Source organism: Rhodanobacter umsongensis, assembly GCF_042654965.1.
GTDB lineage: Bacteria > Pseudomonadota > Gammaproteobacteria > Xanthomonadales > Rhodanobacteraceae > Rhodanobacter > Rhodanobacter umsongensis.
In genome coordinates this window covers 682200-705724 of record NZ_JBHSMK010000002.1, presented here as the reverse complement: position 1 = coordinate 705724, position 23525 = coordinate 682200, and the positions used below count along the sequence as shown (strand labels likewise).

The window sequence follows — 23525 nt, the reverse complement described above, 5'->3', positions numbered from 1 at the left end:
TCAACACAATTGACGAAATATTGCTTAATACGATCTATTTTCTGGATGGCCCGTGCTCGACAACGTCACCATCAACCAGCTGCGTGCGTTCGTTGCGGTGTGCGACCAGGGCAGCTTCTCGGGTGCGGCGCGGAAACTCGCGCGCGCGCAGTCGGCCATCAGCCACGCGATCAAGGCGCTGGAAAGTGCGTTCGATGTGGAGTTGTTCGAGCGCAACACGCGCAAGGCGCAGCTCACCGCAGCGGGGCGCAGCCTCCTGCCGGATGCGCGTGCGGTGATCTCTCGCACCGAGGAAATGAAGAACCGCGCCGGCGCGATCGCCAAGGTGGGGGTGCCGCAGGTGTCGGTGGCGGTGGATGCCTACTTTCCACGCGCCCACCTGATCGACTGCTTGCGGACGCTGCAGCAGGAGTTTCCGACCGCCGCGATCAACCTGCGCATCACCACCATGCAGGGCGGCGAGCACCTGGTGCTCGAAAAGCTGTGCGCCCTGGCCGTCACGATCCAGAACGTGCCGGAGGTGAACCCGGGCGCCATCGAACGCCACTGGTTGCGCGAGGAGGGAATGGTGACGGTATGCGCGCCTTCCCATGCGCTCGCTTCGACACCCAAACCCATCCCCGTGGACGAGTTCGGTCGACACACCCAGATCGTCGTCACCGACAACCAGCCCGGCGCAGAAAAGACCCAGCAGGGCGTTGCCGGCAAGCGCCAGTGGCTGGTCAACGACCTCGGCGCCAAACGCGACCTGCTCAAGGCCGGCCTCGGCTGGGGACACTTGCCGCGGCACCTCGTCAGCGAGGATCTGGCCAGCGGAGAGCTCGTCGAACTCGAGCGTCGCGCATGGCACTTGGGGACGCTCACGTTCATGGTCTCGCAGCGTCGGGGCTACGATCTTTCAGCGTGCGAGTCGCGGCTGGTCGCGCTGCTAGGGGGACCTTAGCTTCATGCGGTCGCAGAGGCGCGCATGCGTTGCCGCTCATGGCCGCTCGCCGCCTGAAGCAGACAGTCAACGCTGGAGTTGAGCAGGCGACTTGGCGGTGCTGTCAGACACCATTGCGATCAACGACGAGCGAGCGCGACCTGGCCGTGGCCCGCACGACCTCTCCGGGATTTTCGGCGCGGTACTGGAAAACGCCGTGCGTTACGTGCGCCGCCAGGTTTGCTTCTGCGTCATGGCCGGCCCCGAGTCCGAGTGGACGCGGTTCCTGCTTCAGTGGTCGCGGCGGTCGTTGAAATGGCCGGTGCCGCCACCAATCGAAATGCTGACGCCGCCGCTGGGATGGTCGCAGCTGCCGAAGGCCTTGCTGAGGTTGACCGTGCCGGTCTGGTAGTTGCCGCTGAAATGGTTGCCGCCGACCACGCCCATCCCGACGCTGCCGTGCATCTGCGGCTGGTTGTAGCTGTAGTCGTCGCAATCGTCGGTGGTTGTCGCGGCGGCTGTGGTGTCGTTGTTGCCCATGCGTCCGCTGGTGTCGCCGTAATACACGCCGGGTGCGCTGGCAGCGGGCTTGGCGGCCGTGCTGCTGGCGGCGGGGATGTCGCTGGGAGGCAACTTGAGGTTCAACGGCTTGCCGGTGGTCTGCGCACACAGCGGGACGGCAAGCAGGGTGAGCAGCAGGGCGGGAAGAAGCCGTTGGATGTTCATGCACACTCCGGGGTTGTCACATAGTCGACGCACGATGGCACATCGGCGTGTACGTCCCTGTTGGAAATGCCGGACGTCGACAAGTTCCTCCGACCGAGTTCCTGCTCCCGCAAGTCATGGTCAGCCGGTGGTCTCGATCCGCTCCACCCGACGCAGGCCGCGCGGCAGCACGCCGCCGCGGGTGGCGCGGTTGCCGCCGTACTCGACCAGGTCCGCCCACTTCAGGGTGAGCTTGCGTTGGCCCGCATACATGGTGACCTCGCCCTTGCCCTCGCTGACCACGGCCACGCCAGCCACACGTTCGTCGCCGCTGACCAGCTTCGCCTTGGGGATCTCGATCAGCTTGTTGCCCTTGCCCTTGTCCAGCTCGGGCAGTTCGGCCACCGAGAACATCAACAGGTGGCCCTCGGTGGTGACCACCACGATGCGGTCGCGCGCCGGGTCGGCGCTGACCTGCGGCGCCAGCACGTGGGCGCCGTCGCTGAGGCTGATGATCTGCTTGCCGGCCTTGTTGCGGCCGGTGAGCGATTCGAAGCGCGTGACGAAGCCGTAGCCGAAGTCGGTGGCGAGGATCAACCGGGTGTCGTTGTCGCCGGCGATCACCGCATCGAAGCTGGCGCCGGCGACGGGGCTGAAGCGGCCGGTCAGCGGCTCGCCGTTGCCGCGCGCCGAGGGCAGGGTGTGTGCCGGGGTGGAATAGGCGCGGCCGGTGGAGTCGATGAACGCGACCTGCTGGGTGGTGCGCGCCTTCACCGCGGCGAGCAGGCCATCGCCTTCGCGATAGTTGAGGCCTTCGGCGTCGATGTCATGGCCTTTCGCCGCGCGTGCCCAGCCCTTCTGGCTCAGCACCACGGTGACCGGTTCGCTGGCGACCAGCGCGCTTTCGTCCAGCGCCTGGGCCGCTTCGCGCTGCACCAGCGGCGAACGGCGATCGTCACCGAACTTGGCCGCGTCGGCACGGAGTTCTTCCTTGATCAGGCCCTTCAGCTTGGCCGGCGATTTCAGCAGCACGGTGATCTTCGCGCGCTCCTCTTCGAGCTGGTCGCGTTCGGCATTGATCTTCATCTCTTCCAGCCGCGCCAGCTGGCGCAGGCGGGTTTCGAGAATGTAGTCGGCCTGTTCCTCGGACAGCTTGAAACGGGCGATCAGGACCGGCTTGGGCTCGTCCTCGCTGCGCACGATGCGGATCACCTCGTCGAGGTTGAGGTAGGCAATGCGCAACGCTTCCAGCAGGTGCAGCCGGCGTTCGACTTTCGCCAGGCGGTGCTCCAGGCGCTTGGTCACCGTGCTGGTGCGGAACGTCAGCCACTCGCTGAGGATGCGCTTGAGGTTCTTCACCTGCGGCCGGCCGTCCAGGCCGATCATGTTGAGATTGATGCGGAAGCTCTTTTCCAGATCGGTGGTGGCGAACAGGTGCGGCATCAGCTCGTCGGCATCGACGCGGCTGGAACGCGGCACCAGCACCAGCCGGATCGGATTCTCGTGGTCGGACTCGTCGCGCAGGTCCTCGATCATCGGCAGTTTCTTCGCGCGCATCTGCGCGGCGATCTGCTCGAGGATCTTCGACGGGCTGACCTGGTGCGGCAGCGCGGTGATCACGATGTTGCCTTCCTCGCGCTGGTACACCGCGCGGGCACGCACCGAACCCATGCCGCTCTCGTACATCGCCAGCAGGTCGGCGCGCGGGGTGATGATCTCCGCCTCGGTCGGGTAATCCGGTCCGCGGACATGCTCGAACAGATCGGCCACCGTAGCGTCCGGATCGTCAAGCAGGCGGATGCACGCGCTGGCCAGCTCGCGCAGGTTGTGCGGCGGGATGTCGGTGGCCATGCCCACCGCGATGCCCATCGAGCCGTTCAGCAGCACGTGCGGCACGCGCGCCGGCAACCAGCTCGGCTCGTCCATGGTGCCGTCGAAATTCGGCACCCAGTCCACCGTGCCCTGGCCCAGCTCGCCCAGCAGCGCCTCGGCGATCGGGCTGAGCTTGGATTCGGTGTAGCGCATCGCGGCGAAGCTCTTCGGGTCGTCCGGCGAGCCGAAGTTGCCCTGGCCGTCGACCAGCGGGTAGCGGTACGAGAACGGCTGCGCCATCAGCACCATCGCCTCGTAGCACGACGAATCGCCGTGCGGATGGAACTTGCCGATCACGTCGCCGATGGTGCGCGCGGACTTCTTCGGCTTGGCGGTGGCGGCCAGCCCCAGCTCGCTCATCGCGTAGATGATGCGCCGCTGCACCGGTTTCAGGCCGTCGCCGACGAACGGCAGGGCGCGGTCCAGCACCACGTACATCGAGTAGTCGAGGTAGGCCCGCTCGGCGTATTCCTTCAGCGGGATCTGTTCGTAATTGGCTTGCAGGTTCATGCGGGGATATCTGTCGAGTAGCGCGCAACGCGCGGATAACCGGTCGATGGTGCCAGAACGCGCTGGGCCGGGACAGCTTGCGGGAGCGTGGCCGTTGTGCCGCAGCGGTCGCCGGGCGTCACCGGGTTTTGCCCTTGATCGCGGGCAACGGCGGCGCGCGCAACGGTACCGGCGTGGATTGCACGATCGAGGTGGTGGTCTGGCCGTAGCGCAGGAAGCGGTCGAGGATCAGGTCGAGATTCTCCAGCGCGTCCAGGTGCACCTTGATGATGAAGCAATCCTCGCCGGTAACCCGGTGGCACTCGACGACCTGCGGCATCTTCTGCGCGAGCTCGGCGATCTTCGGCAACTGTCCGGGCACCGGGCGCACGCGCACATACGCCGTGATCGGCCAGCCCAGCGCCTTCGGATCCAGGTCGAGCCGGTAGCCGCGGATCACCCCGGTTTCCTCCAGCCGGCTCAGGCGTTCCTTCACCGCCGGCGCGGACATGCCGACGGTGGCGGCCAGCTTGCTGACGGGCTGGCGCGGGTCCTCCTGCAGCGCCTGCAGCAGGGCCATGTTGCGCGGATCGGACATGAGATTTGAAATCTGAGGCATTTTGAACGCTGGACCTGCAAGAAGTGAAATACTGATCGTCAAATCCTTTCTTTCAGCATGGATCATGCGCCGATACTTTGTAAAAGTGGAGCCATGAACGACGAGCAAGATACCCCGACCTTCCAACGGCTGGCGCCAACGCAGATCGCACTCGGCGTGCGGTTGCCGCCGCACCTGTACTTCGTCGTCAGTGCGGTCTTTCATTACCTCGGCCCGGCTTTCGCCGTCTTGCTGTTTGCGCGCGTCGAGCCACTCGGCGTCGCCTGGCTGCGGATCGCCAGCGCCGCGCTGATCTTTGCCGTGTGGCGACGACCATGGCGCTATTTTCTGCAGCAAAACGTCGCGGCGCGCTGGAACATCGTGGCTCTGGGCGTGGTGCTCGGCTGCATGAACATCTGTTTCTACCTGGCGATCGACCGCCTGCCGCTGGGCACCGTCGGCGCCATCGAGTTTCTCGGGCCGATCGCGCTGGCGCTGGCCGGCACGCGCACCCGGCGCAACGTGGTGGCGCTGGCCGTCGCGGTGGCCGGTGTATGGATGCTCACCCACGTCCGGCTCGCCGGTGCGCCGATAGGCTTCGTCTACGCCTTCGCCAACTGCGCACTGTTCATGCTGTACATCGTGCTCGGACATCGCGCGGCGAAGGACGGCGACAGCGAGGGCATCGATCGTCTCGCTGCGGCGATGCTGGTGGCCTTGCTGCTGGTGATGCCGTTGGGCCTGCACGACGCGGCGGCGGCGCTGGTCAGCCCCGGGCTGCTCGCGGCCGGTATCGGCATCGGTGTTTCGTCGTCGGTGATTCCGTATGTCTGCGATCAGCTTGCGATGGCACGCTTGCCGCGCGCCACGTTCGCGCTGCTGTTGGCGCTGTTGCCGGCCACGGCGAGCGTGATCGGCATCGTGGTGCTGCACCAGATGCCGGAAGCCATCGAGATGACCGGCATTGCGCTGGTCATCGCCGCGGTCACGCTGCACCGGGCCAGCCGCCGGTGAGTACCCTGCATGTTTTGAAAAGCCAACGGGAGGATTCGCGATGAACTACATCAATCTGGGCAAGTCGGGACTCAAGGTTTCGCGCATCTGCCTGGGCTGCATGAGCTACTCGGTGACACCCACCGACGAGAGGCCGTGGACGCTGGACGAGGAGCACAGCCGGCCCTTCATCCGGCGCGCGCTCGAACTGGGCATCAACTATTTCGACACGGCGAACATGTATTCGGGCGGCGGCAGCGAGCTGGTGCTGGGACGCGCGCTGCGCGATTTCGCGCGGCGCGAGGAGGTGGTGATCGCCACCAAGGTGTTCTATCCGATGCGCGGCGACGCGAACGGCGGCGGCCTCTCGCGCAAGGCGATCATGACCGAGATCGACGCCAGCCTGCGCCGCCTCGGCACCGACTACGTCGACCTCTACCAGATCCACCGCTGGGACGACGCCGCGCCGATCGAGGAGACGCTGGAGGCGCTGCATGACGTGGTGAAGGCGGGCAAGGCCCGTTACATCGGTGCCTCGTCGATGATGGCGTGGCAGTTCGCCAAGGCGCTGTACACCGCCGACCTGCATGGCTGGACGCGTTTCGTGTCGATGCAGCCGCACTACAACGTGCTGTACCGCGAGGAGGAGCGCGAGATGCTGGCGCTGTGCGCGGACCAGGGCGTCGGCGTGGTGCCGTGGAGCCCGTTGGCGCGCGGCCGGCTGGCGCGGGCGTGGGAGGACGAACCGAGCACCGTGCGCGGCGGCTCCGATCCGTGGGGCGACGGCGTGTATGCCGCGAGCAAGGCGGCGGACAAGGCCGTGGTGGATCGCGTCGGCGAGGTCGCCGCGCGGCTCGGCGTGCCGCGCGCGCAGGTGGCGCTGGCCTGGCTGCTGCACCAGCCGGTGGTCACCGCGCCGATCGTGGGCGCGACCCAACCGCATCATCTGGAAGAGGCGGTGGCGGCGCTGTCGGTCAGCTTGCCGCCGGCGGAAATCGCCGCGCTCGAAGCGCCGTACGCACCGCACGCCGTCGCCGGCATCGACTGATCAGGGCAGGCGCTCGACCGGGACGCCCAGCCATTCCAGTCGCGCCTGCACGCTGTCCGGTCCGGCCAGATGGGCGGCGCCCACGGCGATGAAGACGGTGCCGGGTTGCCGCAGCATCGCGGCGATCTTCGTCGCCCAGACCTGGTTGCGCTGTACCAGCAGCAGTTGGTAGAGCTTCGGTTCGTGCCGGCGCATGTCGTCGTTGCCGATGCGCGCGATGCTGTCCACGTCGCCGGCCTTCCAGGCGTCGATCAGTTCGGTGAGACGGAACGCGCCCTGGTCCGCTTCGCGCATGGTCGAGCGCAGCAAGGCCAGCTCGATCGCGCGCGGCATGTCGGCGAGAAAGCGGATCTGCTGTTCGGCGGTTTCCAGTCCCAGCACCGGCTTGCCCGCGGCGATCATCTGCGCCTTCAGCTGCTTGTCCACGCCATGCTCAGGGTCGAGCCCGGCCTTCAGCAGCGGCGTCACCGCCAGCGTCAGCGCGGCCAGCCACGGGCGCATCACGTTCAGGGTCTGCATTCCGCCGGGCACACCGACCTTGGTCGCCAGCAAGTCCAGCCGGTGTGCTTCCGCCGGGCTGAGCTGGCTGGACAGCGGGTGCGCGGCATCCATGCCGTGGCGCAGCACCAGCGCCGCCATGTTCGCCGGATCGTCGTCGGTCAGCTCGATGTACAGCGTGCGGCTGTCCGCCATCGCCCGATCCAGCTCGGGGGAATGCCAGCTGGCGTCGCTCGGCATCAGATGCACCGTGCCGAACAGGTAGATCGTGGTGTCGGCGTCCTTCACCACCCATAGCGCGGGTTTCGCCAGCGCGGGGGCGCAGGCGAGCAGCAGGGCAAGGCAGGCGAGCAGGCGCAGTGTGATCGAGTGCTTCATGCACGGAGTGTCGCGGCAGGCCGCGGCCAGTTCAATCTCGTTCGGCCCATGCTTGCCCGGGAGCTACAGGCCAAGCAGCTTCCAGGTCCAGTAGATGCCGATGGCCATCTGCACGGCAAAGGCGGCAAAGCGGGCATTCACGGCGATCACGCTGGTCGAAGCCAGGTGGATGCCGGACTGGACGATGCGCGCGCCCAGCAGCCAGGGGGCCAGTGCATTCGTGACGTCGGTCAGGCCCGTGACCAGCGCGACCACCAGCAGGCCGCCGAAGACGGGCAGGCTTTCGACGCAGTTCGCGTGGGCCCGGGCGAGCCGCTGCATGAGTGGCGAAAGGCCTGCGTTGTCCGGCGCGAACCTGTTCGAGCGAACGCGGCCGGTGACGACAAGGTAGCCGCGCAGCACCTCCATCACGACCAGCAGGAGCAGCGTCCAGGCAATGAAGAGCGTGAGTACCAGGGCAGAGGTGGTCATGGTGCCGCCTGCGATTCGCGAGGAGTGGAGAGGATGGGCGGTAGCCGCCGGCTATGTCGGGGTCTCGTTGGTCAGGGCATAGGCGCTGGCGCGAACCGGCTCGACCGGACGGATTTCGAACAGCAGGCCGTAGTCCAGGCAGGGGTTCTCCGCGGCGATGGCCGCCGCTTCGTCGAGGCTGCCGGCGAGGATCAGCCAGTAACCGCCCACCAGCTCCTTGGCCTCGGCGAACGGACCGTCCACGATCGCCTGCCGCGACACCATCTTGCCCGCGCGCGCCAGCCGCTGCCCGGCCCGCATCCGGCCCTCGCCGACCAGCCGCTCATGCCACACGTAGAAGCGGTCGATCGCCGCCTGGATGTCCTCGCGCGCGGCGCCCTTGTCCCACTGGCCGCGGGAGAGGACGAGGTACTCGGAGGGTGGGATTGGCTGGTTCACGCTTGGCCTCCGATGGCGTTGCGTAACACTTGCGGGCACGACGCAACAGAAAGGACACATGATGACCGGCGATAGCCTGCATGCTCAAGGCACGAGCATCAAGCACGTGCGTTGGCGCAAGTCTTCCAGGGGAGAGGCATGGGGGAATGGGTATCGCGTCAGGAACCATGGGGCACCCCGGCGAGCGCCTGCCCGGGTGCGCCAGCCGTCGTCCCTGGCGCCGTTTCCAGTTCGGCGGTGCGCGGCCAGTTCAATCCCGGCGCGGCGGCGATGGCGGGGCCGGCGGAACGGCGATGTCCGGGAGCCGACCCCGGGGCACGTCGCTGCGGGGGTTGCGCACCTCCCCGTCGATATCCGTAGCCTCGGCGCAGGGGCCGGTCAGTCGCCCGAGCGCCAACGGGGCGGTTCGCCCTTCAGCCAGCACACGGCCACCAGGCCGAGGGTAAGCAACACCAGGCTGATCGCGAACATGACGGGGACCTCAACGCCATGCGTCAGGGTCAGGTGAGCTTCGCGCGGAACTGGAAACACTCGATGCCAAAACCCTCGCGGAAATAAAACCGGTGAGCCTGCTCGCGCGTGACGCGCGAGATGAGCTGGATCTCGCTGCAGCCGAGCGCCCGAGCTTCGCTCTTCAGCCTGGCGATCAGTTGCGCGCCGTAACCGCGCGACCGCACACGCTCATCGCAGACAAGGTCGTCGACGTAGAGCAGGCGGCCGCAATACAGCATGTTCATGATCCGGTAGGCGGCGACTGCCCTGACCGTACCCGTGTCCAGCAGCGCCATCAGCCGTAGCCCTTCGCTGGCCATCAGGTCGCGGATCGCCGGCACATAGGAATCCTGGGTGAGATGAGGGCGCAGTTGTCGCATGACGTCGTACGTCATGGCGATCTGTTCGTCCGATTCCATGTGGTCAATCGAGATGGTCATCGCGTTGGTCGGGTGGGAGTGGCAGAAGGATTGGCCCGGACACCCGTGTCGCGGGAGCCGCTCAGGCACGCTCATGGCCGTTCGACACCATGCAGGAACCCGATCAAGCCGTCGAAATACACTTGCTGGTCGTCGTACATCGCCATATGGCTCCCCTTGGGACACAGCAGGAACTGCCCGCGCGGCAGCTTATTCGCCATGCCGGCCATGTACTTCGGATCCATCGTGTCGTGCTGCGCACCGATCACCAGCGTGGGAACGGCAATGCGGTGCAGGTCCTTGCTGCGGTCCCAGTTCAGCAGGCGGCCGCTGGCGCCCAGTTCGCTGGGGCCCTGCATCAGGGTGTAGATCTGCCGGTTGATGTGGCCGAACGAGCGGGTCACCGGCTCGGGCCATTGCGCCTCGGGCATGCGCAGCACGTGCTGCTCGTAATGCATCGGGGTGAGGATCTGCATGTAGCGCGGGTCGTCGGTGCGGTGTTCGGCTTCCAGCTTCCGCACTTCGGCGAGCTGCTTCTGATCCATGGCCGGCATCAGCACCTTGTGGGCGTAGTCGTTGTAGGCGGGAATCGAGTCGACCATGTTGGAGATCACCAGGCACTTGAGGTGCTGCTGGTATTTCAGCGCGTACTCGATGGCGAGCACGCCGCCCCAGGAGTGGCCGAGCAGGCAGAAGTTGTCCTTGTCCAGGTGCAGCGCCTGGCGCACCTGTTCCACTTCGTCGACGTAGCGGTCGATGGTCCATAAAGACCGATCTTTCGGCTGGTCGCTATAGGCCGAGCCGAGCTGGTCGTAGTAGTAGTACTCGATGCCGGCGCCGGGGAAGTAGCTGTCGAACGCCTCGAAGTATTCGTGGGTGGCGCCGGGGCCGCCGTGCAGCAGCAACACTTTCAGCTTCGGGTTGTTGCCCACGCGTTTGGTCCAGACGTGGAAGGTGCCCCGGGGCGTGGTGATCGGGATCATCCTGACGCCTCCGGCCAGCACGTCGTCGCGGCCGGTATGGTCGAAGTAGGTCGAGCCAGGTTGGCTGTGGGCGGGCGGCAGGGCTGCCGCGGCGGTGGCCGCCATGGCGAGCAGCCCGGACAGGAGGACAGCCATGCAGTGCTTCATCGGAGTTCCCCGCGCGACGACAACCCGCACTATGCGGCGGGGCGGCGCTGTCGGCAACTCCCCGCATGCATGTGGCTTCAGCGCGGCACGCGGTAGCCGCCGGGTACGCCGCGCGGGTTCAGCGTGATCTGCCACAGCTGGTCGCGGCGGCTGCGGAAGACCGCTGCGGAGACGGCCAGGTAATAGCGCCACATGCGTCGGAAGCGTTCGTCGTAGCTGCCCGGCAGCGTGTGCCATGCCGCTTCCACGTTCGCGCGCCAGGCGGTCAGGGTGCGATCGTAGTCGGCGCCGAAGTTGTGCCAGTCCTCGACCACGAACAGGTCTTCCAGCGCGGCGGCCAGCTGGCTGGCGGCGGGAATCATCGAGTTCGGGAAGATGTACTTCTCGATCCAGGGATCGGTCTGCGCCGGCCCGCTGTTGCTGCCGATGCAATGCAGCAGCGAAAGACCGTCGTCCTGCAGGCAGCGACGCACGGTCTCGAAGTAGGTGCGGTAGTTCTTGCCGCCCACATGCTCGAACATGCCGATGGAATACACCGCATCGAATTTGTCGTTGACGTCGCGATAGTCCTGCAGCCGGATCTCGATCGGCAGCCCGGCGCACAGTTCGCGCGCATAATCGGCCTGTTCCTGCGAAACCGTGATGCCGACGCCTTCGATGCCGTAGTGCTCGGCCGCGTATTTCAATGCCTCGCCCCAGCCGCAGCCGATGTCGAGCACGCGCTGGCCGGTCTTCAATTGCAGCTTGCGGCAGACCAGGTCGAGCTTGGCGGTCTGCGCATCGTCGAGGTTGTCGGCGCGGGCCCAGTAGCCGCAGGAGTACACCATGCGCTTGCCCAGCATGGCGTGGAACAGGTCGTTGCCGAGGTCGTAGTGGGCCTTGCCGATCTCGAACGCGCGCTCGCCGCGCTGCAGGTTGATGAAGCGCGCCTTGAGGTGGGCCAGCAGGGTATCGAGGGTTTTCAACTCCTGATCGAGCCCAGCCGTGAGCAGGCGGGTACACAGGCCGGGCAGGTCGTCGGCATCCCACCAGCCGTCCATGTACGCCTCGCCCAGGCCCAGCGAACCGTGCGCGAACACCCGGGTGTACAGGCGGTCGTCGTGCACGCGCAGGTCGGTCGGTGCGGTGCCGTCCAGGTGGATGCCGGCCTGTTCGAGCAGTGCGGTGGCGCGGTCCTTCAGATCGTCCTTGCTCATGCGATGCCTCGCTTGGGGTATGGCGTGGGGATCAGTGCTTGCCCAGTACCGCGAAGCTTGCCGGCGACCGTGCATAAGTCGCGTCGACGCCGGCACCGCGCACCCGCTGCAGCAGCAGCTCCGCTTGATCCTCGAGCAGCAGGAACTCGACCTTCACCGGCAGGTCGTCGGCCAGCTCGAAGAATTGCTCCTGGTGCAGTACGCCATGCCGGCCGAAGCCGGCGATCGCGCGGAACACCGAGCCACCGCCGAAGCCTAGGTGCTGGGCCTGTTCGAGCAGCCATTCGGACAGCAGCATGCCGTCGTGCTTGGCGCGCAGGTGGCAATAGAAATGCAGGTGCACGCCGTGCTGCAGATGTTCCTGGTTCATGCGGGTCACCGGTTCAATGGCGCAGCACGCTGCGGGTGAGGAGGATGCCGAGCACGGTCATCGCCAGTGAACCGGCCACATGCACGGCCACATGGCCGCTGAACCACAGGTACTGCTGCCGCAGCAACAGCGTGGCGGATTCGGCCGAGAAGGTGGAGAACGTGGTCAGCCCGCCGAGGAAGCCGGTGAGGACGAACAACCGCAGTTCCGGCGACAGGGTCTGGAAGTGGTCGAACAGGCCCATCACGCAACCCATCATCAGGCCGCCAGCGAGGTTCGCCGCCAGCGTGCCCAGCGGCAGCGTGGGAAACAACGGGTTGAGCAGCATGCCCAGGCCCCAGCGCAACCAGCAGCCGAGTGCGCCGCCGACGCCTATCGCAACAAGTCCGGTAAAGCCCACGAGCGCGTCTCCTGACAATGAAGGTGTCCGGTTGCCGCGGTGGCAGGCACGCCTGCGCCGCCGGAAGCCGGTGGTGCAGGCATCATCAACTTCAACGCGGGTTGCACGAGAAGCGGTTTTTTCCGGGGCGCGCCGCCGCCGGAACGGGAGGCATGCCATCTCCCGGGCCGCCATCCTAGTCGATCGGGCCGCCTTGTCGTCAAGCGCGAGGCATCGTGGCGGCCTCTATACTTCCCGGCCTTCCCCGCCGCAGTGGCATGGCCATGCATCCAACCCATCGCTCCGTGCGGCCCAGCCTGCCATGGCTGCTGGCGGCGTTGTCGATGATCGGACCGTTCTCGATCGATGCGGTGTTCCCGTCGTTTCCGCTGATCGGCGCCCGCTTTGCGGTGGACGACGCCGCGCTGCAGCAGTTGCTCAGCGTGTATCTGATCACCTATGCGGGGATGAGCCTGTTTCATGGCGCGATCTCCGACGCGATCGGGCGCAAGCCGGTGATGGTTGCCGGCATGCTGGTGTATGCCCTGGCCTCCGCGGGCGCCGCGCTGTCCACGTCGTTCGCGATGCTGCTGGCCTGCCGCGGCCTGCAGGGCATGTGCGCGGGAGCGGGCCTGGTGGTGGGGCGCGCAGTGATCCGCGACAGCCTCGAAGGCGCCGCCGCGCAGCGGCTGATGTCGCGGGTCACGATGATTTTTGGCGTGGCGCCGGTGGTCGCCCCGATGATCGGTGCGGTGCTGCTGCCGCTGGGTGGCTGGCATGGCATTTTCTGGGCGCTGGCCGCGTTCACCACCCTGCTGGCCCTGGCCCTGGCGCTGCAACTGGACGAGAGCCACCCACCGGAGCGACGCCGGTCGTTCGCCCCGCGACCGCTGCTGGCCAGCTACCGGTCCTTCAGCCGCGACCGGCTGTTCTGGCCGTTGTTGATTTCCAGTTCGGTCAATTTCGCCGGCCTGTTCCTCTACATCGCCTCGGCCCCGCGCATCGTGCGCGAGCTGCTGCATCTTTCGGCAAAAGGATTTCCATGGCTGTTCCTGCCGGTGGTGGCCGGCCTGGTGGGCGGCGCCTGGTTGTCCGGCCGGATGGCGGGTAAGCGCAGCGCGGGTTTCACGGTGAAGCTGGGCTATGCGGTGATGCTGCTGGCGTGTGTGATGCATCTGCTGCTGGCGCTGGTATTCCCGGCGCCGCGGTTGCCGTGGTCGATGCTGCCGCTGGTATTGCACGGCATCGGCGTGCAGCTGGCGTTCCCCACCCTGACGCTGCTGCTGCTGGATCGCTTTTCGCATCAGCGGGGCGGCATTTCCTCGGTGCAGGCGTTTGCCAGTCTGCTGCTCTGCAGCGCCGTGGCCGGCGTAATGTCCCCACTGCTTTCACGCAGCATGCTGTCGCTCGGACTGGGCGCGTCGGCGCTGACTGTCATCGGCGCGCTGGCATGGTGGCGGTTCCTCGCAGGCAGCCGTCGTGCGCCGGATCAGCCCCTGAGCGCTACGGTTCCGGCCACAGTGATGCAGGCGGAGATCGCCGAGCCCCGCTGAGCCTCGGACAGGAGCCGTCAGGCCGGCTATGAAGTGGCCGGGGCAGTCGGCGCGATCGCGTCGGCCGACATCAGCACTGTCGAGCGTGCCAGTGCCTGCACCAGGGAGGGCGAGCGATAACCCGCGTCGGCGAGCCAGCGTTGCCAGACGGAATCGTCCAACTTCTCGTTGACGCCGGAGCCCAGCAGGCGATCGAACGGGGGCTTGAATGCCTTGTAGATGCCGGACATGAACTCCGCATAGGAGTTGCGCGGCGCCCCCATGTCGGCATCGGTGGGCGGAACGAGCAGTTCGCGGCAGGCCAGTCCGGTGTCGATGGCTTTGCGCTGCAGCCATGCCAGCGGCAGGTCGGGCAACGGGTCGGGCTTGCGCCCGGCACCATCGCTGTCGTTGCCGCCGCCTACATCGGAATGCGAGCCGATGAACCAGCGCTGCTCGATCTCGATCTGCTCGAGCTTCTTGGACGTTGGCGTTTCGCCGGGCTTCAATGTGTACGGATTGCGCGTCCACACGGTCGGCGAAAAGTCGGCGCGATGTTCGTCCAGTGCGAGTGCCTGGTAGGCGTACTTGACGATCTTGCTCAGCTCGGTGTCGTGGAACTGGTAGCGTGAGCGGGCATACGGAAACCACGAGGCGGTATCCGGAATGCCGAGCGAGCCCACCGTGTCCCAGACGCCGATGAAGTGAATGCCGATCTCGACCGAGCGGCTGGCGCGGAAGGTCACGGCGGCCGGGTCATCGGGCCGGGTTTTGAGTTCGCGGTAGAAGTCGTAGGCGCTCGCAACGTCGGCTTTCGTCACGCCGCCGTCGGCGCCGGGCCGGAGCAGGCCGCATTTGCGGATCATTCCGCCGAGGCTGCGTGCGGTATAGGCGCCGCGACTGAATCCGAACAGGTAGACATCGTCGCCGGGCTGCCATGTCTCACATAGCCAGCGGTAGCCATCCAGCACGTTGCCTGAGAGACCGAAGCCGAACGCGCCGCCGAGCAGATGGGTCAATCCGGGCGATACGCCAACGCCGGGGATGTAGTTGACGCGCTGCTCGATGCCCGCGGGGTCGTGCGGTGCGATCAGCCGGCACAGGCGTTCCACATTGGTATTCGATTCGGGCTTGTTCCAGGTGCCATCGAACAACAGCACAAGCCTGCGTGTGGCCATGGTGGCCTCCGACCTGGTCGTGGTAGTCGTGCCCGACTCTAGGCCGCGCCGGCCGGAGCGGCCAGTGCCGCGAGGGAAGTCGCGCCCGTCGCGCCGCCATTTCCGCGCGGCGGCAACCAGCGTACGCTGCCTGCTTCGACATCCGCGCGGGCTGTAGACGAATGGACATCCAAACGCAGTCGGGCAGGGCACAGGCCTTTCGCAAGATGCACGATCGTTCCGCGATCCTGCTGCTGCCCAATGCGTGGGACGCCGGCAGCGCGCGGCTGTTCGCCCACCGCGGCTTCGCCGCCATCGCCACCACCAGCGCCGGCATGGCCTGGTCGCTTGGCCATGCCGACGGCGAACGGGCGCCACTGGCCGAGGTGCTGGCCGCCATCGAGCGAATCACCCGCATCGTCGACCTGCCCGTCACGGCGGACATCGAGACTGGCTACGGCGAGACGCCGGCGGAAGTGGCAGCGACCGTGCGTGCGGTGATCGCTGCCGGCGCGGTCGGCATCAACCTGGAGGACGGCGTGCCTGGCCATGGTGCGCTGCGACCGTGCGCTATCGCCGCCGCGCGCGTCCGCGCCGCTCGCGCCGCCGCCACCGAGGCCGGCGTGCCGATCGTGATCAACGCGCGGGTGGACAGCTGGTTGCAACAGGACGCGGCCAAGCCCGCCGAACGCTTCGACGATGCGGTGCAGCGCGCGCACGCCTACCTGGCGGCAGGCGCTGATGGCATCTATCCGATCGGCCTGAGCGACGGGGCCACGCTGGCGGCGCTGGTGCAGGCGATCGACGCGCCCATCAATGTCGCGGCCGGGCCGGGCGTGCCGGATCTGGCCGAGCTGGCCCGCCTCGGCATTGCCCGCGTGAGCACGGCGACGCGTTTCGCGGCCATGGCGCTGGCGGCGGTCGACCATGCGGCCGGCGTGCTGCTTGAAAGCGGACGCTTCGATTGCCTCGCCTCGGCGCTCACTTACGCGGACGCGCAGGGGCTGTTCGAACGGACGTGACACGCATGCCGTCGTCCAAGCGCATGGCGGAGGTCTTCGGGAGCGCCGCCAAGTCTTGACGGCCGTTTGACCAGGCACGGAGGAGGGTGGACGCGCGGCATCCTTCAGATCTGCGGAGCCTTGTCATGCCATACAAAACCATCAGCGACCTGCCCGATTCCGTGCGTGGTCACGTGCCGAAACACGCACAGGAGATCTACAAGGAGGCATTCAACAACGCGTGGGAGGAGTACGCCGACAAGGATGAGCGCCGCGGCGACGAATCACGCGAGGAAGCTGCGCACAAGGTCGCCTGGGCGGCGGTGAAGAAGAAATACCGCAAGGGGGACGACGGCGACTGGCACGCGAGCTAGGCGGGGAACATCAGGCCGCGCCGTGGGGCAGGCCGCGCTCCCGCAGAAATTCGCGCGCGTTGCCGGCGTCCCGCTCGAACCATGCGCGGGCCGAGCCGAGCCGGAATGAATAGCCCCATGCGTCCATGTCGGCCATCAACCGGTCGCGCCCCACGTCGGGCAATTGATCGGCCAGCACGATCTGCAGGTAGCAGGTGGCATCTTCTTCCTCGATCGAGTCGGTCGCGTCGGTATGGACGTCCATGCGTCTATCTGACGGCAACACGATCAGATGCCCGGCTTCATGCAGCAGTGAATGCACCGGAGTGTCGTCGCGGGCATAGACCGTGGTGCCGATGATGCCGGCTTCCTCATCGCCCCAGAAGCTGCCCGGGATCGGTTCGCCCGCGGCCACGCGCTGCAGTCTCAGGCCGAAGCGGGAAAGCAGGGCGGCGGGCGCGTCGAATCCGATCTGGCCCAGCCGCATCACGGTGCTGGCCGGGTCGCCGGATTCCATGGGGGCAGGGCTGTCGGGATGCATGGCTTGACGCCGGAGGCGGGGCGGGCACCGCCCCCGGGCGATGCGGAATCACCCGAGGGCAAAAGCCGGCGACTGGCGCCGGCAACCCAGGACCGGGACTCAGCCGGTCTTGGCTTCGTTCTTGGCCGTCTGCTTGCCTTCCGGCAGGGTGACCGAGAGCTCGAGGATCTCGTGACCGCTGTCGCGCTCGAAATTGATGTTGATGGCGTCCAGGTCGACGTGAACATATTTCTTGATCACCTCGAGCAGTTCGTTGCGCATCATCGGCAGGTAATCCGGAGCGCCGCGGCTGGAGCGTTCCTGCGCGACGATGATCCGAAGGCGTTCGCGGGCGACGGTGGCAGTTGCTTCCGGCTTGCGCTTCAGGAAATCGAGAATACCCATCGTGATCAACCTCCGAACACGCGCTGGAGAAAGCCCTTCTTGGGCACGTCGATGAAGCGCAGCGGGCGCTCTTCGCCGAGGATGCGAGCCACCGTGTCGCTGTAGGCCTGGCCGGCATGTGAATTGACATCGACGATGACCGGGATGCCGTTGTTGGACGCAGTCAGCACGTTCTCCGATTCCGGGATCACCCCGACCACTTCGATACCGAGGATTTCCTCGACATCCTTGACGCTGAGCATTTCGCCGATCGCCACGCGGGCCGGGTTGTAGCGGGTCAGCAGCAAATGCTGGGTGACCGGACCCTCGCCGCGCTCGGCACGTCGGGTCTTGCTGGCAAGCAGGCCGAGGATGCGATCGGAATCGCGCACCGAGGATACTTCCGGGTTGACCACCACGACCGCATGATCGGCGAAGTACATCGCCAGATGCGCACCTTTCTCGATGCCGGCCGGCGAGTCGCACACGACGTAGTCGAAGCCGTCCTCGGACAGGCCGTCCAGCACTTTCTCCACGCCTTCCTGGGTCAGCGCGTCCTTGTCCCGCGTCTGGCTGGCGGCCAGCACGTAGAGGTTGTCGTGGCGCTTGTCCTTGATCAGCGACTGTTTCAGGGTGGCTTCGCCATGAACGACGTTGACGAAGTCGTACACCACGCGACGCTCGCAGCCCATGATCAGGTCGAGGTTGCGCAGGCCGACGTCGAAGTCGATGACGGCGGTTTTCTTGCCGGCCATGGCCAGGCCGGTGGCGAGCGAGGCGCTGGTCGTCGTCTTGCCGACGCCGCCTTTGCCGGAAGTGACAACGATAATCTCAGCAGTCAAGGGCCCATCTCCGCATGATTGTTCTTGTTGTGATGATCACAGCTTGGCGATCAATAGCTTTTCGCCTTCCAGCCAGCATTGCACGGACTGGCCCTGGAGGTCGTCAGGAATCTGTTCGAATACGCGATATTGCCCGGCGATCGCCACCAGCTCGGCGCGGAAGTCGGACACGAAGATGCGCGCCTTGGCGTCGCCCTGTGCGCCGGCCATGGCACGCCCGCGCAGGCCGCCGTAGATATGGATGTTGCCATCGGCGATCACCTCGGCGCCGTTGGCGACGGCGCCGGTGACGATCAGGTCGCGCTCGCGCGCGTAGACCTGCTGACCCGAACGCACCGAGCCGGTGTGGTGCTGCGCACCCTGCATGCTGCCGGGTGCTGGCGCGGAGAGGATCGGCTCGCGCTGGACCTGCGCGACAGGCGCGGCGCGGGCGGGCGTTTCGACCGCCGCCGGGCCGCTGGCCGGTTCATAGGCAGCGCGGAACTTGGCGATCAGCGGCAGGCCCATGCGCTTGGCCAGCGCCTCGGTCTCGCTGGTGCCGTAGGCCAGGCCCACCGGCAGCATGCCGGCACTGCGCACCGCTTCGAGCAAGGCGTCCACCGCACCGTCGTCGGGCAGGTTGAGCAGGTGGCTCAGGTCCAGCACCACCGCGGCGCGGGCAAACATCTGCGGTGCGGCGCGCACGCGGCGCTCGAGTTCGTCGCACAGCGCGGCGGCGTCGACCCGGCGCACGCGCACGCAGGCAATCCCGACCTGGCCGAAACGCAGGTCGCAGGCATCCGAGGTATCCATTTTTGCATTCATGGGTGCCGCTCTCCGGCGAGGCGGCGCGGCGCGGAATCGTGCAGGGCAGGGCGCTCGCGCTCGGCCAGCCAGGGCACGTCGGGCAGGCCGCCATGATCGAGCCAGGTGTCGCGCACATAGGCATAGCTGGGCAGGTCGCGGGCCAGCAGGCTGACTTGCGGCCCGTGTTCGCCCATGCGCTGCTGACCCACTTCCTGAAAACCATAAGTGCCGTGGAACAGCACTACCACGTCGTCGCGCGGTTCCAGGAATACCTCGCAGGCGAGCAGCGGCACGCGTACTTCGGCGTAGCTGTGCACGTCGCAATAGAAGATGCGGCCCAGGCCGTGGCGGCGGTAGGCGTTCGCGATCACGATGCGGTCGATATAGAGAAACTGCGGGTAATGCTCGGCGAACCAGCGGTAGTTCGGACTTTCATAGTCACCGCCTTCGCGCAAGGCGACCAGGAAACCGGCCAGGTGGCCGTCGATCTCGGCAACACGGAAATAGTCGGCGTGCTCGTAGAAGTAGCGCAACTGGGTGGCGTCGAGGGCGAGGATGGAGCGACCGGCAGCATTGTTGAGTGCCAGTACGGCATCCAGGTCGTGCTCGCGCACGTCGCGGATGGCAAGGGCCATTCGTTGCTCCGCAATGATGGATTCGGGGACAAGACCGGCAACGGTCTTGCGCAATGGCCCATTATGACATGCGCCCGGAAGCCTTACATCCGCCAGCCGCTGATGTAAAAGGTTCGTAAAACGATAGGGGGCAGCGTCGGCCATGACTTCTCGCGCATTGCGCGAAACCGTCGCACGCCCAATGATGCGGCGCATGCGCTGGCCATTCCTCAATCATATCCGCCTGCTTCGCTATGCAGGCTTCTTCACCTACCTGTCGGCGGGCACGCCGCTGGTGACGAACTGGGCCACCGAACGCCTCGACCAACTGCATCGTCCGAACTTCTCCCTGTTGCTGTGGACGCTGTGCTACCTGATTTTCGGCCTGATGTACTGGATGCTGACCAGCAACCTGGGCTCACGCCGTTATCCGGTGCTGAAGTTGCTCGGACTCACCCTGATGACGGCCGCCGCGGTGGCGGTGGGTTGGTACAGCCATAGCGGCCTGTCGGCCATGCTGATGGTGGTGGCGTCGCTGGTGCTGCCGTGGTTGCTGCCGTTCTGGTTGGCGGTGTTCTGGCTGGTGCTGCAGCACCTGAGCCTGGTGGCGATCTTTGCCACCTTCCCCGAGTACGACCACAGCATTGCGGTCGGTTTTATCCAGGCCAGCATCTACCTGGGCATTTCGGTGCTGGTGTTCATTACCTCGATGGTGGCCAGCCAGCAGGCCGAGCAACGCGAAGCGCAACGTCGCCTGAACTCGGAGTTGCGCGCCACCCGTGCATTGCTGGCCGAATCCAGCCGCATTGCCGAGCGCATGCGCATCGCGCGCGATCTGCATGATCTGATCGGCCACCACCTGACCGCGCTGAGCCTGAATCTCGAGGTGGCCAGCCATCTCACCAACGAGGCGGCCGGCGCGCATGTGCGCAAGGCGCAGAGCACGGCCAAGCTGCTGCTGGCCGACGTGCGCGAAGTGGTCAGTGAGCTGCGCCAGGACGATGCCATCGATCTCACCCAGGCGCTGCGCAGCCTGACCGAAGGTGTGCCCGGCTTGAATGTCCACGTGGTGATGCCGCCACGCTTCAGCGTGGAAGATCCGCGCCGCGCGCAGGTGCTCCTGCGCTGCGCGCAGGAGATCATCACCAACACGGCCAAGCATGCCGGCGCGCGCAACCTGTGGCTCAATTTCGCGTATGCCGGGGAAAGCCTGCTCGGGCTTCATGCGCGCGACGATGGCCGCGGTGCCGAAAAGGTCGAGCCGGGCAACGGCCTGTCCGGCATGCGCGAACGGCTGGCCGAGTTCGGTGGCAGCGTGACGCTGGATACCGGCCTGAGCCAGGGCTTCGCGTTGACCGTGCGGTTGCCGTTGGGCGAACACAAGGCACTGGCCCATGCACCGTCGCGATTTGAACCGCCCGCGTTGAATGTGTCGTAATCTTGGTGATTCGCGCGTGCAAGAATTCACCATCGTCGAAAACGGCCCATTCCGCCGGTTTCCACCGTCACAGCCTGAGTCATGTTTGTTCGAGGATTCGCGATGATTTCCGTTTGTCTCGTCGACGACCAGAATCTGGTGCGCCAAGGGGTTCGTTCGCTGCTGGATCTGGCCGAGGACATCCGCGTGGTGGCCGAGTGTGCCGATGGTGCGCAAGCGGTGCAGGACATTCCGCGGATCAAGCCCGACGTCGTGCTGCTGGACCTGCGCATGCCGAACATGAGCGGGCTGGAAGTGCTGCAGGCACTGTCCGCGCGCAACGAGCTGCCGCCCACCATCATCCTGACCACGTTCGACGACGATCAGCTGGTGTTGCAGGGCCTCAAGGCCGGTGCACGCGGCTATCTGCTGAAGGACGTCTCGCTGGAGCAGTTGGTGGAAGCCGTGCGCACAGTCGCCGCCGGCGGCTCCCTGGTCGCACCGATGGTCACCCAGCGCCTGATGGCCGGCGTGGCACGGATGCAGAATCATTTCACCAGCCTCGAGCAGCCCGATCCGCTGACCGAGCGCGAAACCGAAATCCTGCGGTTGCTGTCGGGCGGGTACTCCAACAAGGAGATCGCCAATTCGCTGAAAGTGGCCGAAGGCACGGTGAAGAATCACGTCTCCAACATCCTGTCCAAGCTCGGTGTGCGCGACCGCACCCGCGCGGTGCTGAAGGCGCTGGAAATGGGCATCGTCTGAGTTCCCGCGGCACCTGATCGGGGTGCCCGTTCCGGGGCGTGGGGCAGGCGCCGCTGGTGGCTTTCCAGCGGGATGGGAGGGGCGGTTGCAGCGGATAGCGTTCCTGCCCGCGAGCAAGTAACATCCGTAGCTTCGGCGTTTGCCGACCCCCTGCCATGGCCCTCGGGTTCCCCCTCGGGCAGGCCCGCGCGGTGGCGGGGGCGACATTATCGTTAGGTATGGCGTAAAGACGCTTCGGAGAACTCTGGAATGATGCGTGTCTTTGAATTTCTTGTTGCGCTGGTCATCGTGGCTGCAATCGGTGTCCTGGCGGCTGTGGTCATGCCCGGCAGCGGCCATGTGGAGCGCCAGCTGGTCATCGGCAAGGACATGCGTCAGGTCTATGACGTGCTCGACAATTTCCGGCGGCTGCCCGATTACTCGGTGCTGCGCTCGCTCGACAAGGACGTGCAGTTCAATTTTTCCGGCAAGGCCTATGGCCCGGGCGCGGAGATCAGCTGGGTCAGTGCCGATCCCAAGCTCGGCAACGGTGGCCTGACCATCGCCAGCGCCACGCCGGAGTTCGACAAGATCGACAGCACCACCAAGGGCGCCAGCATCGTCTGGAACCTGGACAACAGCTGGCGCGGACTCGACAAGCATTTCACGCTGGACCTCGAGCGCAAGGGCAGCCGCGGCCAGCTGACCCAGGTGACCTGGTCGTATGACGTGTCCTACGGCTGGAACCTGATCAATCGCTTCGCGAACCTGTATATCCATGGCGATCCCGACGCGTTCATCCAGTTCAGCCTGAACAACCTGCAGAACGTGCTGGCCGGCGTGCCGAACATCGACTACAGCCAGCTGATCCCGTACATCGAGCAGACCCAGCCCACGCCGGTGCTGCTGGTGTCGACCTCGATCGAGCGCAAGGAGGGCCTGGACGGGCTGGACGACGCCGTCGGCAAGGCGATCACCGAGATTCAGGCGGCTGCCAAGAAGCTTGGCGTCAACGTCACCGGTCCGCGGATCCTGATCACCACCAACTATGGTGACCAGACCTACAGCTTCGATGTGGCGCTGCCGATCGACTCCAGCACCCTGACCGTCAACGGCCAGAGCGAACAGCTCACTGCCGCCACGCCCCCCTCGATGGATGCCTCCGCGGCGCCGGCGGAAGCCAGCACCGCTCCGGCTGCCGCCAGCGCGGAGAACATCGCCGTGGGTAGCCGCGACCGTTACGGCCGCCTGGCGGTGGGCGGCGATGTGCGCGCCACCCTCGCGTTTGGCGGCGCCGCGTTGAAGGGTGTCTGGAACGGCACCTTCGCCGGCGTGCCGCAGACCCGCGACATGCTGAAAGCCTACGCGCAGACCCACGGCTACAAGTTCGATGACGTGGTCAACCGCTCGTACGACATCCTGGCGACGCCTGAGGTGAAGGATGCTGGGGGCAACATCACCACGTACGCGAAGTACGACGTGTTCCTGCCGATCACCAACGCTCCGGAAAAGACCCCGGAGCAGGAAGCCGGGCTCCAGCCGCCCTCGCTCGACAGCGCGCCGGCAGCCGCCGGGTCGGCCCCGGCCCCGGCAAGCAGCAGTGCTGCCCCGGCCGCCAGCAGTGCCGCTCCGGCCGAAGCAGCCAGCGCCGGCGAGTAAGCCCAAGACGACATGAGATCGGAAGGCCCTTCGAAAGAAGGGCCTTTTCGTTTGTGTCGGCGGCGCGCGTCGTTGTCGCCGGCCTCGGCCAGGCCGAACTTTGCCCGTGTCTTGCGGT

26 protein-coding genes are annotated in these 23525 nt (G+C 66.3%); 9 read left to right on the top strand and 17 right to left on the bottom strand.

All coding sequences use genetic code 11. From position 1 onward, the window contains the following. Positions 1-52: 52 nt before the first annotated feature. Positions 53-943 carry a LysR family transcriptional regulator gene (locus ACFPME_RS03475; protein WP_377302051.1) on the top strand — a complete coding sequence of 297 codons (891 nt, stop codon included), beginning with the start codon at positions 53-55 and terminating at the stop codon, positions 941-943. Between the two features lie 270 nt (positions 944-1213). Here ACFPME_RS03475 and ACFPME_RS03470 read toward each other — a convergent pair whose 3' ends face one another. The 3 genes from ACFPME_RS03470 to ACFPME_RS03460 all read right to left on the bottom strand — a co-directional run bounded on the left by ACFPME_RS03470 (position 1214) and on the right by ACFPME_RS03460 (position 4586). Next, positions 1214-1648 (bottom strand): hypothetical protein, encoded by a 435-nt coding sequence (locus ACFPME_RS03470; protein ID WP_377302049.1) that lies wholly within the window; start codon positions 1646-1648, stop codon positions 1214-1216. A gap of 120 nt (positions 1649-1768) precedes the next feature. Then, positions 1769-4009, bottom strand: coding sequence for a DNA topoisomerase IV subunit A (gene parC / locus ACFPME_RS03465; protein WP_377302047.1), 2241 nt, complete (start codon positions 4007-4009; stop codon positions 1769-1771). A 118-nt stretch (positions 4010-4127) separates the two neighbouring features. Beyond that, on the bottom strand, positions 4128-4586 hold the full coding sequence (locus ACFPME_RS03460; RefSeq protein ID WP_377302045.1) for an Lrp/AsnC family transcriptional regulator: 459 nt from the start codon (positions 4584-4586) through the stop codon (positions 4128-4130). A 114-nt stretch (positions 4587-4700) separates the two neighbouring features. Between ACFPME_RS03460 and ACFPME_RS03455 the strand changes: the two genes are divergently transcribed. Both ACFPME_RS03455 and ACFPME_RS03450 read left to right on the top strand, forming a co-directional pair. Further along, on the top strand, positions 4701-5600 hold the full coding sequence (locus ACFPME_RS03455) for an EamA family transporter (protein ID WP_377302042.1): 900 nt from the start codon (positions 4701-4703) through the stop codon (positions 5598-5600). A 40-nt stretch (positions 5601-5640) separates the two neighbouring features. Further along, the gene (locus tag ACFPME_RS03450; RefSeq protein ID WP_377302040.1) at positions 5641-6627 is read left to right on the top strand and encodes an aldo/keto reductase; all 987 of its coding nucleotides are present in this window, start codon (positions 5641-5643) and stop codon (positions 6625-6627) included. Here ACFPME_RS03450 and ACFPME_RS03445 read toward each other — a convergent pair whose 3' ends face one another. The 8 genes from ACFPME_RS03445 to crcB all read right to left on the bottom strand — a co-directional run bounded on the left by ACFPME_RS03445 (position 6628) and on the right by crcB (position 12419). Next, positions 6628-7503, bottom strand: coding sequence for a TraB/GumN family protein (locus ACFPME_RS03445; protein ID WP_377302038.1), 876 nt, complete (start codon positions 7501-7503; stop codon positions 6628-6630). A 63-nt stretch (positions 7504-7566) separates the two neighbouring features. Then, positions 7567-7974, bottom strand: a complete 408-nt coding sequence (locus ACFPME_RS03440; protein WP_377302036.1) for an MAPEG family protein — start codon at positions 7972-7974, stop codon at positions 7567-7569. A gap of 51 nt (positions 7975-8025) precedes the next feature. Beyond that, a complete protein-coding gene (locus ACFPME_RS03435; protein ID WP_377302034.1) occupies positions 8026-8412 on the bottom strand; it encodes a YciI family protein in 387 nt (128 codons plus the stop codon). Between the two features lie 500 nt (positions 8413-8912). After that, positions 8913-9419: a GNAT family N-acetyltransferase gene (locus ACFPME_RS03430; RefSeq protein ID WP_377302032.1), complete on the bottom strand. Its 507-nt coding sequence runs from the start codon at positions 9417-9419 to the stop codon at positions 8913-8915. Next, positions 9416-10441 carry a proline iminopeptidase-family hydrolase gene (locus tag ACFPME_RS03425; RefSeq protein ID WP_377302030.1) on the bottom strand — a complete coding sequence of 342 codons (1026 nt, stop codon included), beginning with the start codon at positions 10439-10441 and terminating at the stop codon, positions 9416-9418. Before ACFPME_RS03425 ends, ACFPME_RS03430 begins: the two co-directional genes overlap by 4 nt. Before the next feature lie 89 nt (positions 10442-10530). Beyond that, on the bottom strand, positions 10531-11649 hold the full coding sequence (gene cfa / locus ACFPME_RS03420) for a cyclopropane fatty acyl phospholipid synthase (RefSeq protein WP_377302028.1): 1119 nt from the start codon (positions 11647-11649) through the stop codon (positions 10531-10533). A 31-nt stretch (positions 11650-11680) separates the two neighbouring features. After that, positions 11681-12019: a DUF190 domain-containing protein gene (locus tag ACFPME_RS03415; RefSeq protein ID WP_377302026.1), complete on the bottom strand. Its 339-nt coding sequence runs from the start codon at positions 12017-12019 to the stop codon at positions 11681-11683. A 13-nt stretch (positions 12020-12032) separates the two neighbouring features. Continuing rightward, positions 12033-12419, bottom strand: coding sequence for a fluoride efflux transporter CrcB (gene crcB, locus ACFPME_RS03410; RefSeq protein ID WP_377302024.1), 387 nt, complete (start codon positions 12417-12419; stop codon positions 12033-12035). A 263-nt stretch (positions 12420-12682) separates the two neighbouring features. Between crcB and ACFPME_RS03405 the strand changes: the two genes are divergently transcribed. Continuing rightward, complete coding sequence (locus ACFPME_RS03405) at positions 12683-13951, top strand: multidrug effflux MFS transporter (protein ID WP_377302022.1); 1269 nt, start codon at positions 12683-12685, stop codon at positions 13949-13951. Between the two features lie 26 nt (positions 13952-13977). Here the strand turns inward: ACFPME_RS03405 and ACFPME_RS03400 are convergent, their stop codons facing one another. Beyond that, positions 13978-15108 (bottom strand): DUF2235 domain-containing protein, encoded by a 1131-nt coding sequence (locus tag ACFPME_RS03400; protein ID WP_377302020.1) that lies wholly within the window; start codon positions 15106-15108, stop codon positions 13978-13980. Positions 15109-15314: 206 nt separating this feature from the next. On the opposite strand from ACFPME_RS03400, the gene ACFPME_RS03395 reads away from it, so the two are divergent. Continuing rightward, the gene (locus ACFPME_RS03395; protein WP_377302018.1) at positions 15315-16109 is read left to right on the top strand and encodes an isocitrate lyase/PEP mutase family protein; all 795 of its coding nucleotides are present in this window, start codon (positions 15315-15317) and stop codon (positions 16107-16109) included. A gap of 125 nt (positions 16110-16234) precedes the next feature. Beyond that, a complete protein-coding gene (chaB, locus tag ACFPME_RS03390) occupies positions 16235-16462 on the top strand; it encodes a putative cation transport regulator ChaB (protein WP_377302016.1) in 228 nt (75 codons plus the stop codon). Between the two features lie 10 nt (positions 16463-16472). On the opposite strand, the gene ACFPME_RS03385 is transcribed toward chaB, so the two are convergent. The 5 genes from ACFPME_RS03385 to ACFPME_RS03365 all read right to left on the bottom strand — a co-directional run bounded on the left by ACFPME_RS03385 (position 16473) and on the right by ACFPME_RS03365 (position 19608). Further along, entirely contained in the window at positions 16473-16982 is a 510-nt protein-coding gene (locus ACFPME_RS03385; protein WP_377302014.1) for a hypothetical protein, read from the bottom strand. Positions 16983-17081: 99 nt separating this feature from the next. After that, positions 17082-17366, bottom strand: a complete 285-nt coding sequence (gene minE / locus ACFPME_RS03380; protein ID WP_140654568.1) for a cell division topological specificity factor MinE — start codon at positions 17364-17366, stop codon at positions 17082-17084. Positions 17367-17371: 5 nt separating this feature from the next. Next, positions 17372-18187, bottom strand: coding sequence for a septum site-determining protein MinD (gene minD, locus ACFPME_RS03375; protein WP_377302011.1), 816 nt, complete (start codon positions 18185-18187; stop codon positions 17372-17374). A gap of 36 nt (positions 18188-18223) precedes the next feature. After that, complete coding sequence (minC, locus tag ACFPME_RS03370) at positions 18224-18991, bottom strand: septum site-determining protein MinC (protein WP_377302009.1); 768 nt, start codon at positions 18989-18991, stop codon at positions 18224-18226. After that, positions 18988-19608: a GNAT family N-acetyltransferase gene (locus ACFPME_RS03365; RefSeq protein WP_377302007.1), complete on the bottom strand. Its 621-nt coding sequence runs from the start codon at positions 19606-19608 to the stop codon at positions 18988-18990. Before ACFPME_RS03365 ends, minC begins: the two co-directional genes overlap by 4 nt. A gap of 193 nt (positions 19609-19801) precedes the next feature. Between ACFPME_RS03365 and ACFPME_RS03360 the strand changes: the two genes are divergently transcribed. The 3 genes from ACFPME_RS03360 (at position 19802) to ACFPME_RS03350 (ending at position 23407) form a co-directional block, all read left to right on the top strand. Then, on the top strand, positions 19802-21025 hold the full coding sequence (locus ACFPME_RS03360) for a sensor histidine kinase (RefSeq protein ID WP_377302005.1): 1224 nt from the start codon (positions 19802-19804) through the stop codon (positions 21023-21025). A 102-nt stretch (positions 21026-21127) separates the two neighbouring features. Further along, entirely contained in the window at positions 21128-21769 is a 642-nt protein-coding gene (locus ACFPME_RS03355) for a response regulator (protein WP_377302003.1), read from the top strand. Between the two features lie 249 nt (positions 21770-22018). After that, positions 22019-23407 (top strand): polyketide cyclase, encoded by a 1389-nt coding sequence (locus tag ACFPME_RS03350; RefSeq protein WP_377302000.1) that lies wholly within the window; start codon positions 22019-22021, stop codon positions 23405-23407. Positions 23408-23525: the final 118 nt, after the last annotated feature.

Excerpts from the sequence above, each read along its gene's own strand:
- ACFPME_RS03470 (WP_377302049.1), bottom strand. The coding sequence starts at position 1,648 with ATGAACATCCAACGGCTTCTTCCCGCCCTGCTGCTCACCCTGCTTGCC.
- parC (WP_377302047.1), bottom strand. The coding sequence starts at position 4,009 with ATGAACCTGCAAGCCAATTACGAACAGATCCCGCTGAAGGAATACGCC.
- ACFPME_RS03460 (WP_377302045.1), bottom strand. The coding sequence starts at position 4,586 with ATGTCCGATCCGCGCAACATGGCCCTGCTGCAGGCGCTGCAGGAGGAC.
- ACFPME_RS03455 (WP_377302042.1), top strand. The coding sequence starts at position 4,701 with ATGAACGACGAGCAAGATACCCCGACCTTCCAACGGCTGGCGCCAACG.
- ACFPME_RS03450 (WP_377302040.1), top strand. The coding sequence starts at position 5,641 with ATGAACTACATCAATCTGGGCAAGTCGGGACTCAAGGTTTCGCGCATC.
- ACFPME_RS03445 (WP_377302038.1), bottom strand. The coding sequence starts at position 7,503 with ATGAAGCACTCGATCACACTGCGCCTGCTCGCCTGCCTTGCCCTGCTG.
- ACFPME_RS03440 (WP_377302036.1), bottom strand. The coding sequence starts at position 7,974 with ATGACCACCTCTGCCCTGGTACTCACGCTCTTCATTGCCTGGACGCTG.
- ACFPME_RS03430 (WP_377302032.1), bottom strand. The coding sequence starts at position 9,419 with ATGAGCGTGCCTGAGCGGCTCCCGCGACACGGGTGTCCGGGCCAATCC.
- ACFPME_RS03425 (WP_377302030.1), bottom strand. The coding sequence starts at position 10,441 with ATGGCTGTCCTCCTGTCCGGGCTGCTCGCCATGGCGGCCACCGCCGCG.
- cfa (WP_377302028.1), bottom strand. The coding sequence starts at position 11,649 with ATGAGCAAGGACGATCTGAAGGACCGCGCCACCGCACTGCTCGAACAG.
- ACFPME_RS03415 (WP_377302026.1), bottom strand. The coding sequence starts at position 12,019 with ATGAACCAGGAACATCTGCAGCACGGCGTGCACCTGCATTTCTATTGC.
- ACFPME_RS03405 (WP_377302022.1), top strand. The coding sequence starts at position 12,683 with ATGCATCCAACCCATCGCTCCGTGCGGCCCAGCCTGCCATGGCTGCTG.
- ACFPME_RS03400 (WP_377302020.1), bottom strand. The coding sequence starts at position 15,108 with ATGGCCACACGCAGGCTTGTGCTGTTGTTCGATGGCACCTGGAACAAG.
- ACFPME_RS03395 (WP_377302018.1), top strand. The coding sequence starts at position 15,315 with ATGCACGATCGTTCCGCGATCCTGCTGCTGCCCAATGCGTGGGACGCC.
- chaB (WP_377302016.1), top strand. The coding sequence starts at position 16,235 with ATGCCATACAAAACCATCAGCGACCTGCCCGATTCCGTGCGTGGTCAC.
- ACFPME_RS03385 (WP_377302014.1), bottom strand. The coding sequence starts at position 16,982 with ATGCATCCCGACAGCCCTGCCCCCATGGAATCCGGCGACCCGGCCAGC.
- minE (WP_140654568.1), bottom strand. The coding sequence starts at position 17,366 with ATGGGTATTCTCGATTTCCTGAAGCGCAAGCCGGAAGCAACTGCCACC.
- minC (WP_377302009.1), bottom strand. The coding sequence starts at position 18,991 with ATGAATGCAAAAATGGATACCTCGGATGCCTGCGACCTGCGTTTCGGC.
- ACFPME_RS03365 (WP_377302007.1), bottom strand. The coding sequence starts at position 19,608 with ATGGCCCTTGCCATCCGCGACGTGCGCGAGCACGACCTGGATGCCGTA.
- ACFPME_RS03360 (WP_377302005.1), top strand. The coding sequence starts at position 19,802 with ATGCGCTGGCCATTCCTCAATCATATCCGCCTGCTTCGCTATGCAGGC.
- ACFPME_RS03355 (WP_377302003.1), top strand. The coding sequence starts at position 21,128 with ATGATTTCCGTTTGTCTCGTCGACGACCAGAATCTGGTGCGCCAAGGG.
- ACFPME_RS03350 (WP_377302000.1), top strand. The coding sequence starts at position 22,019 with ATGATGCGTGTCTTTGAATTTCTTGTTGCGCTGGTCATCGTGGCTGCA.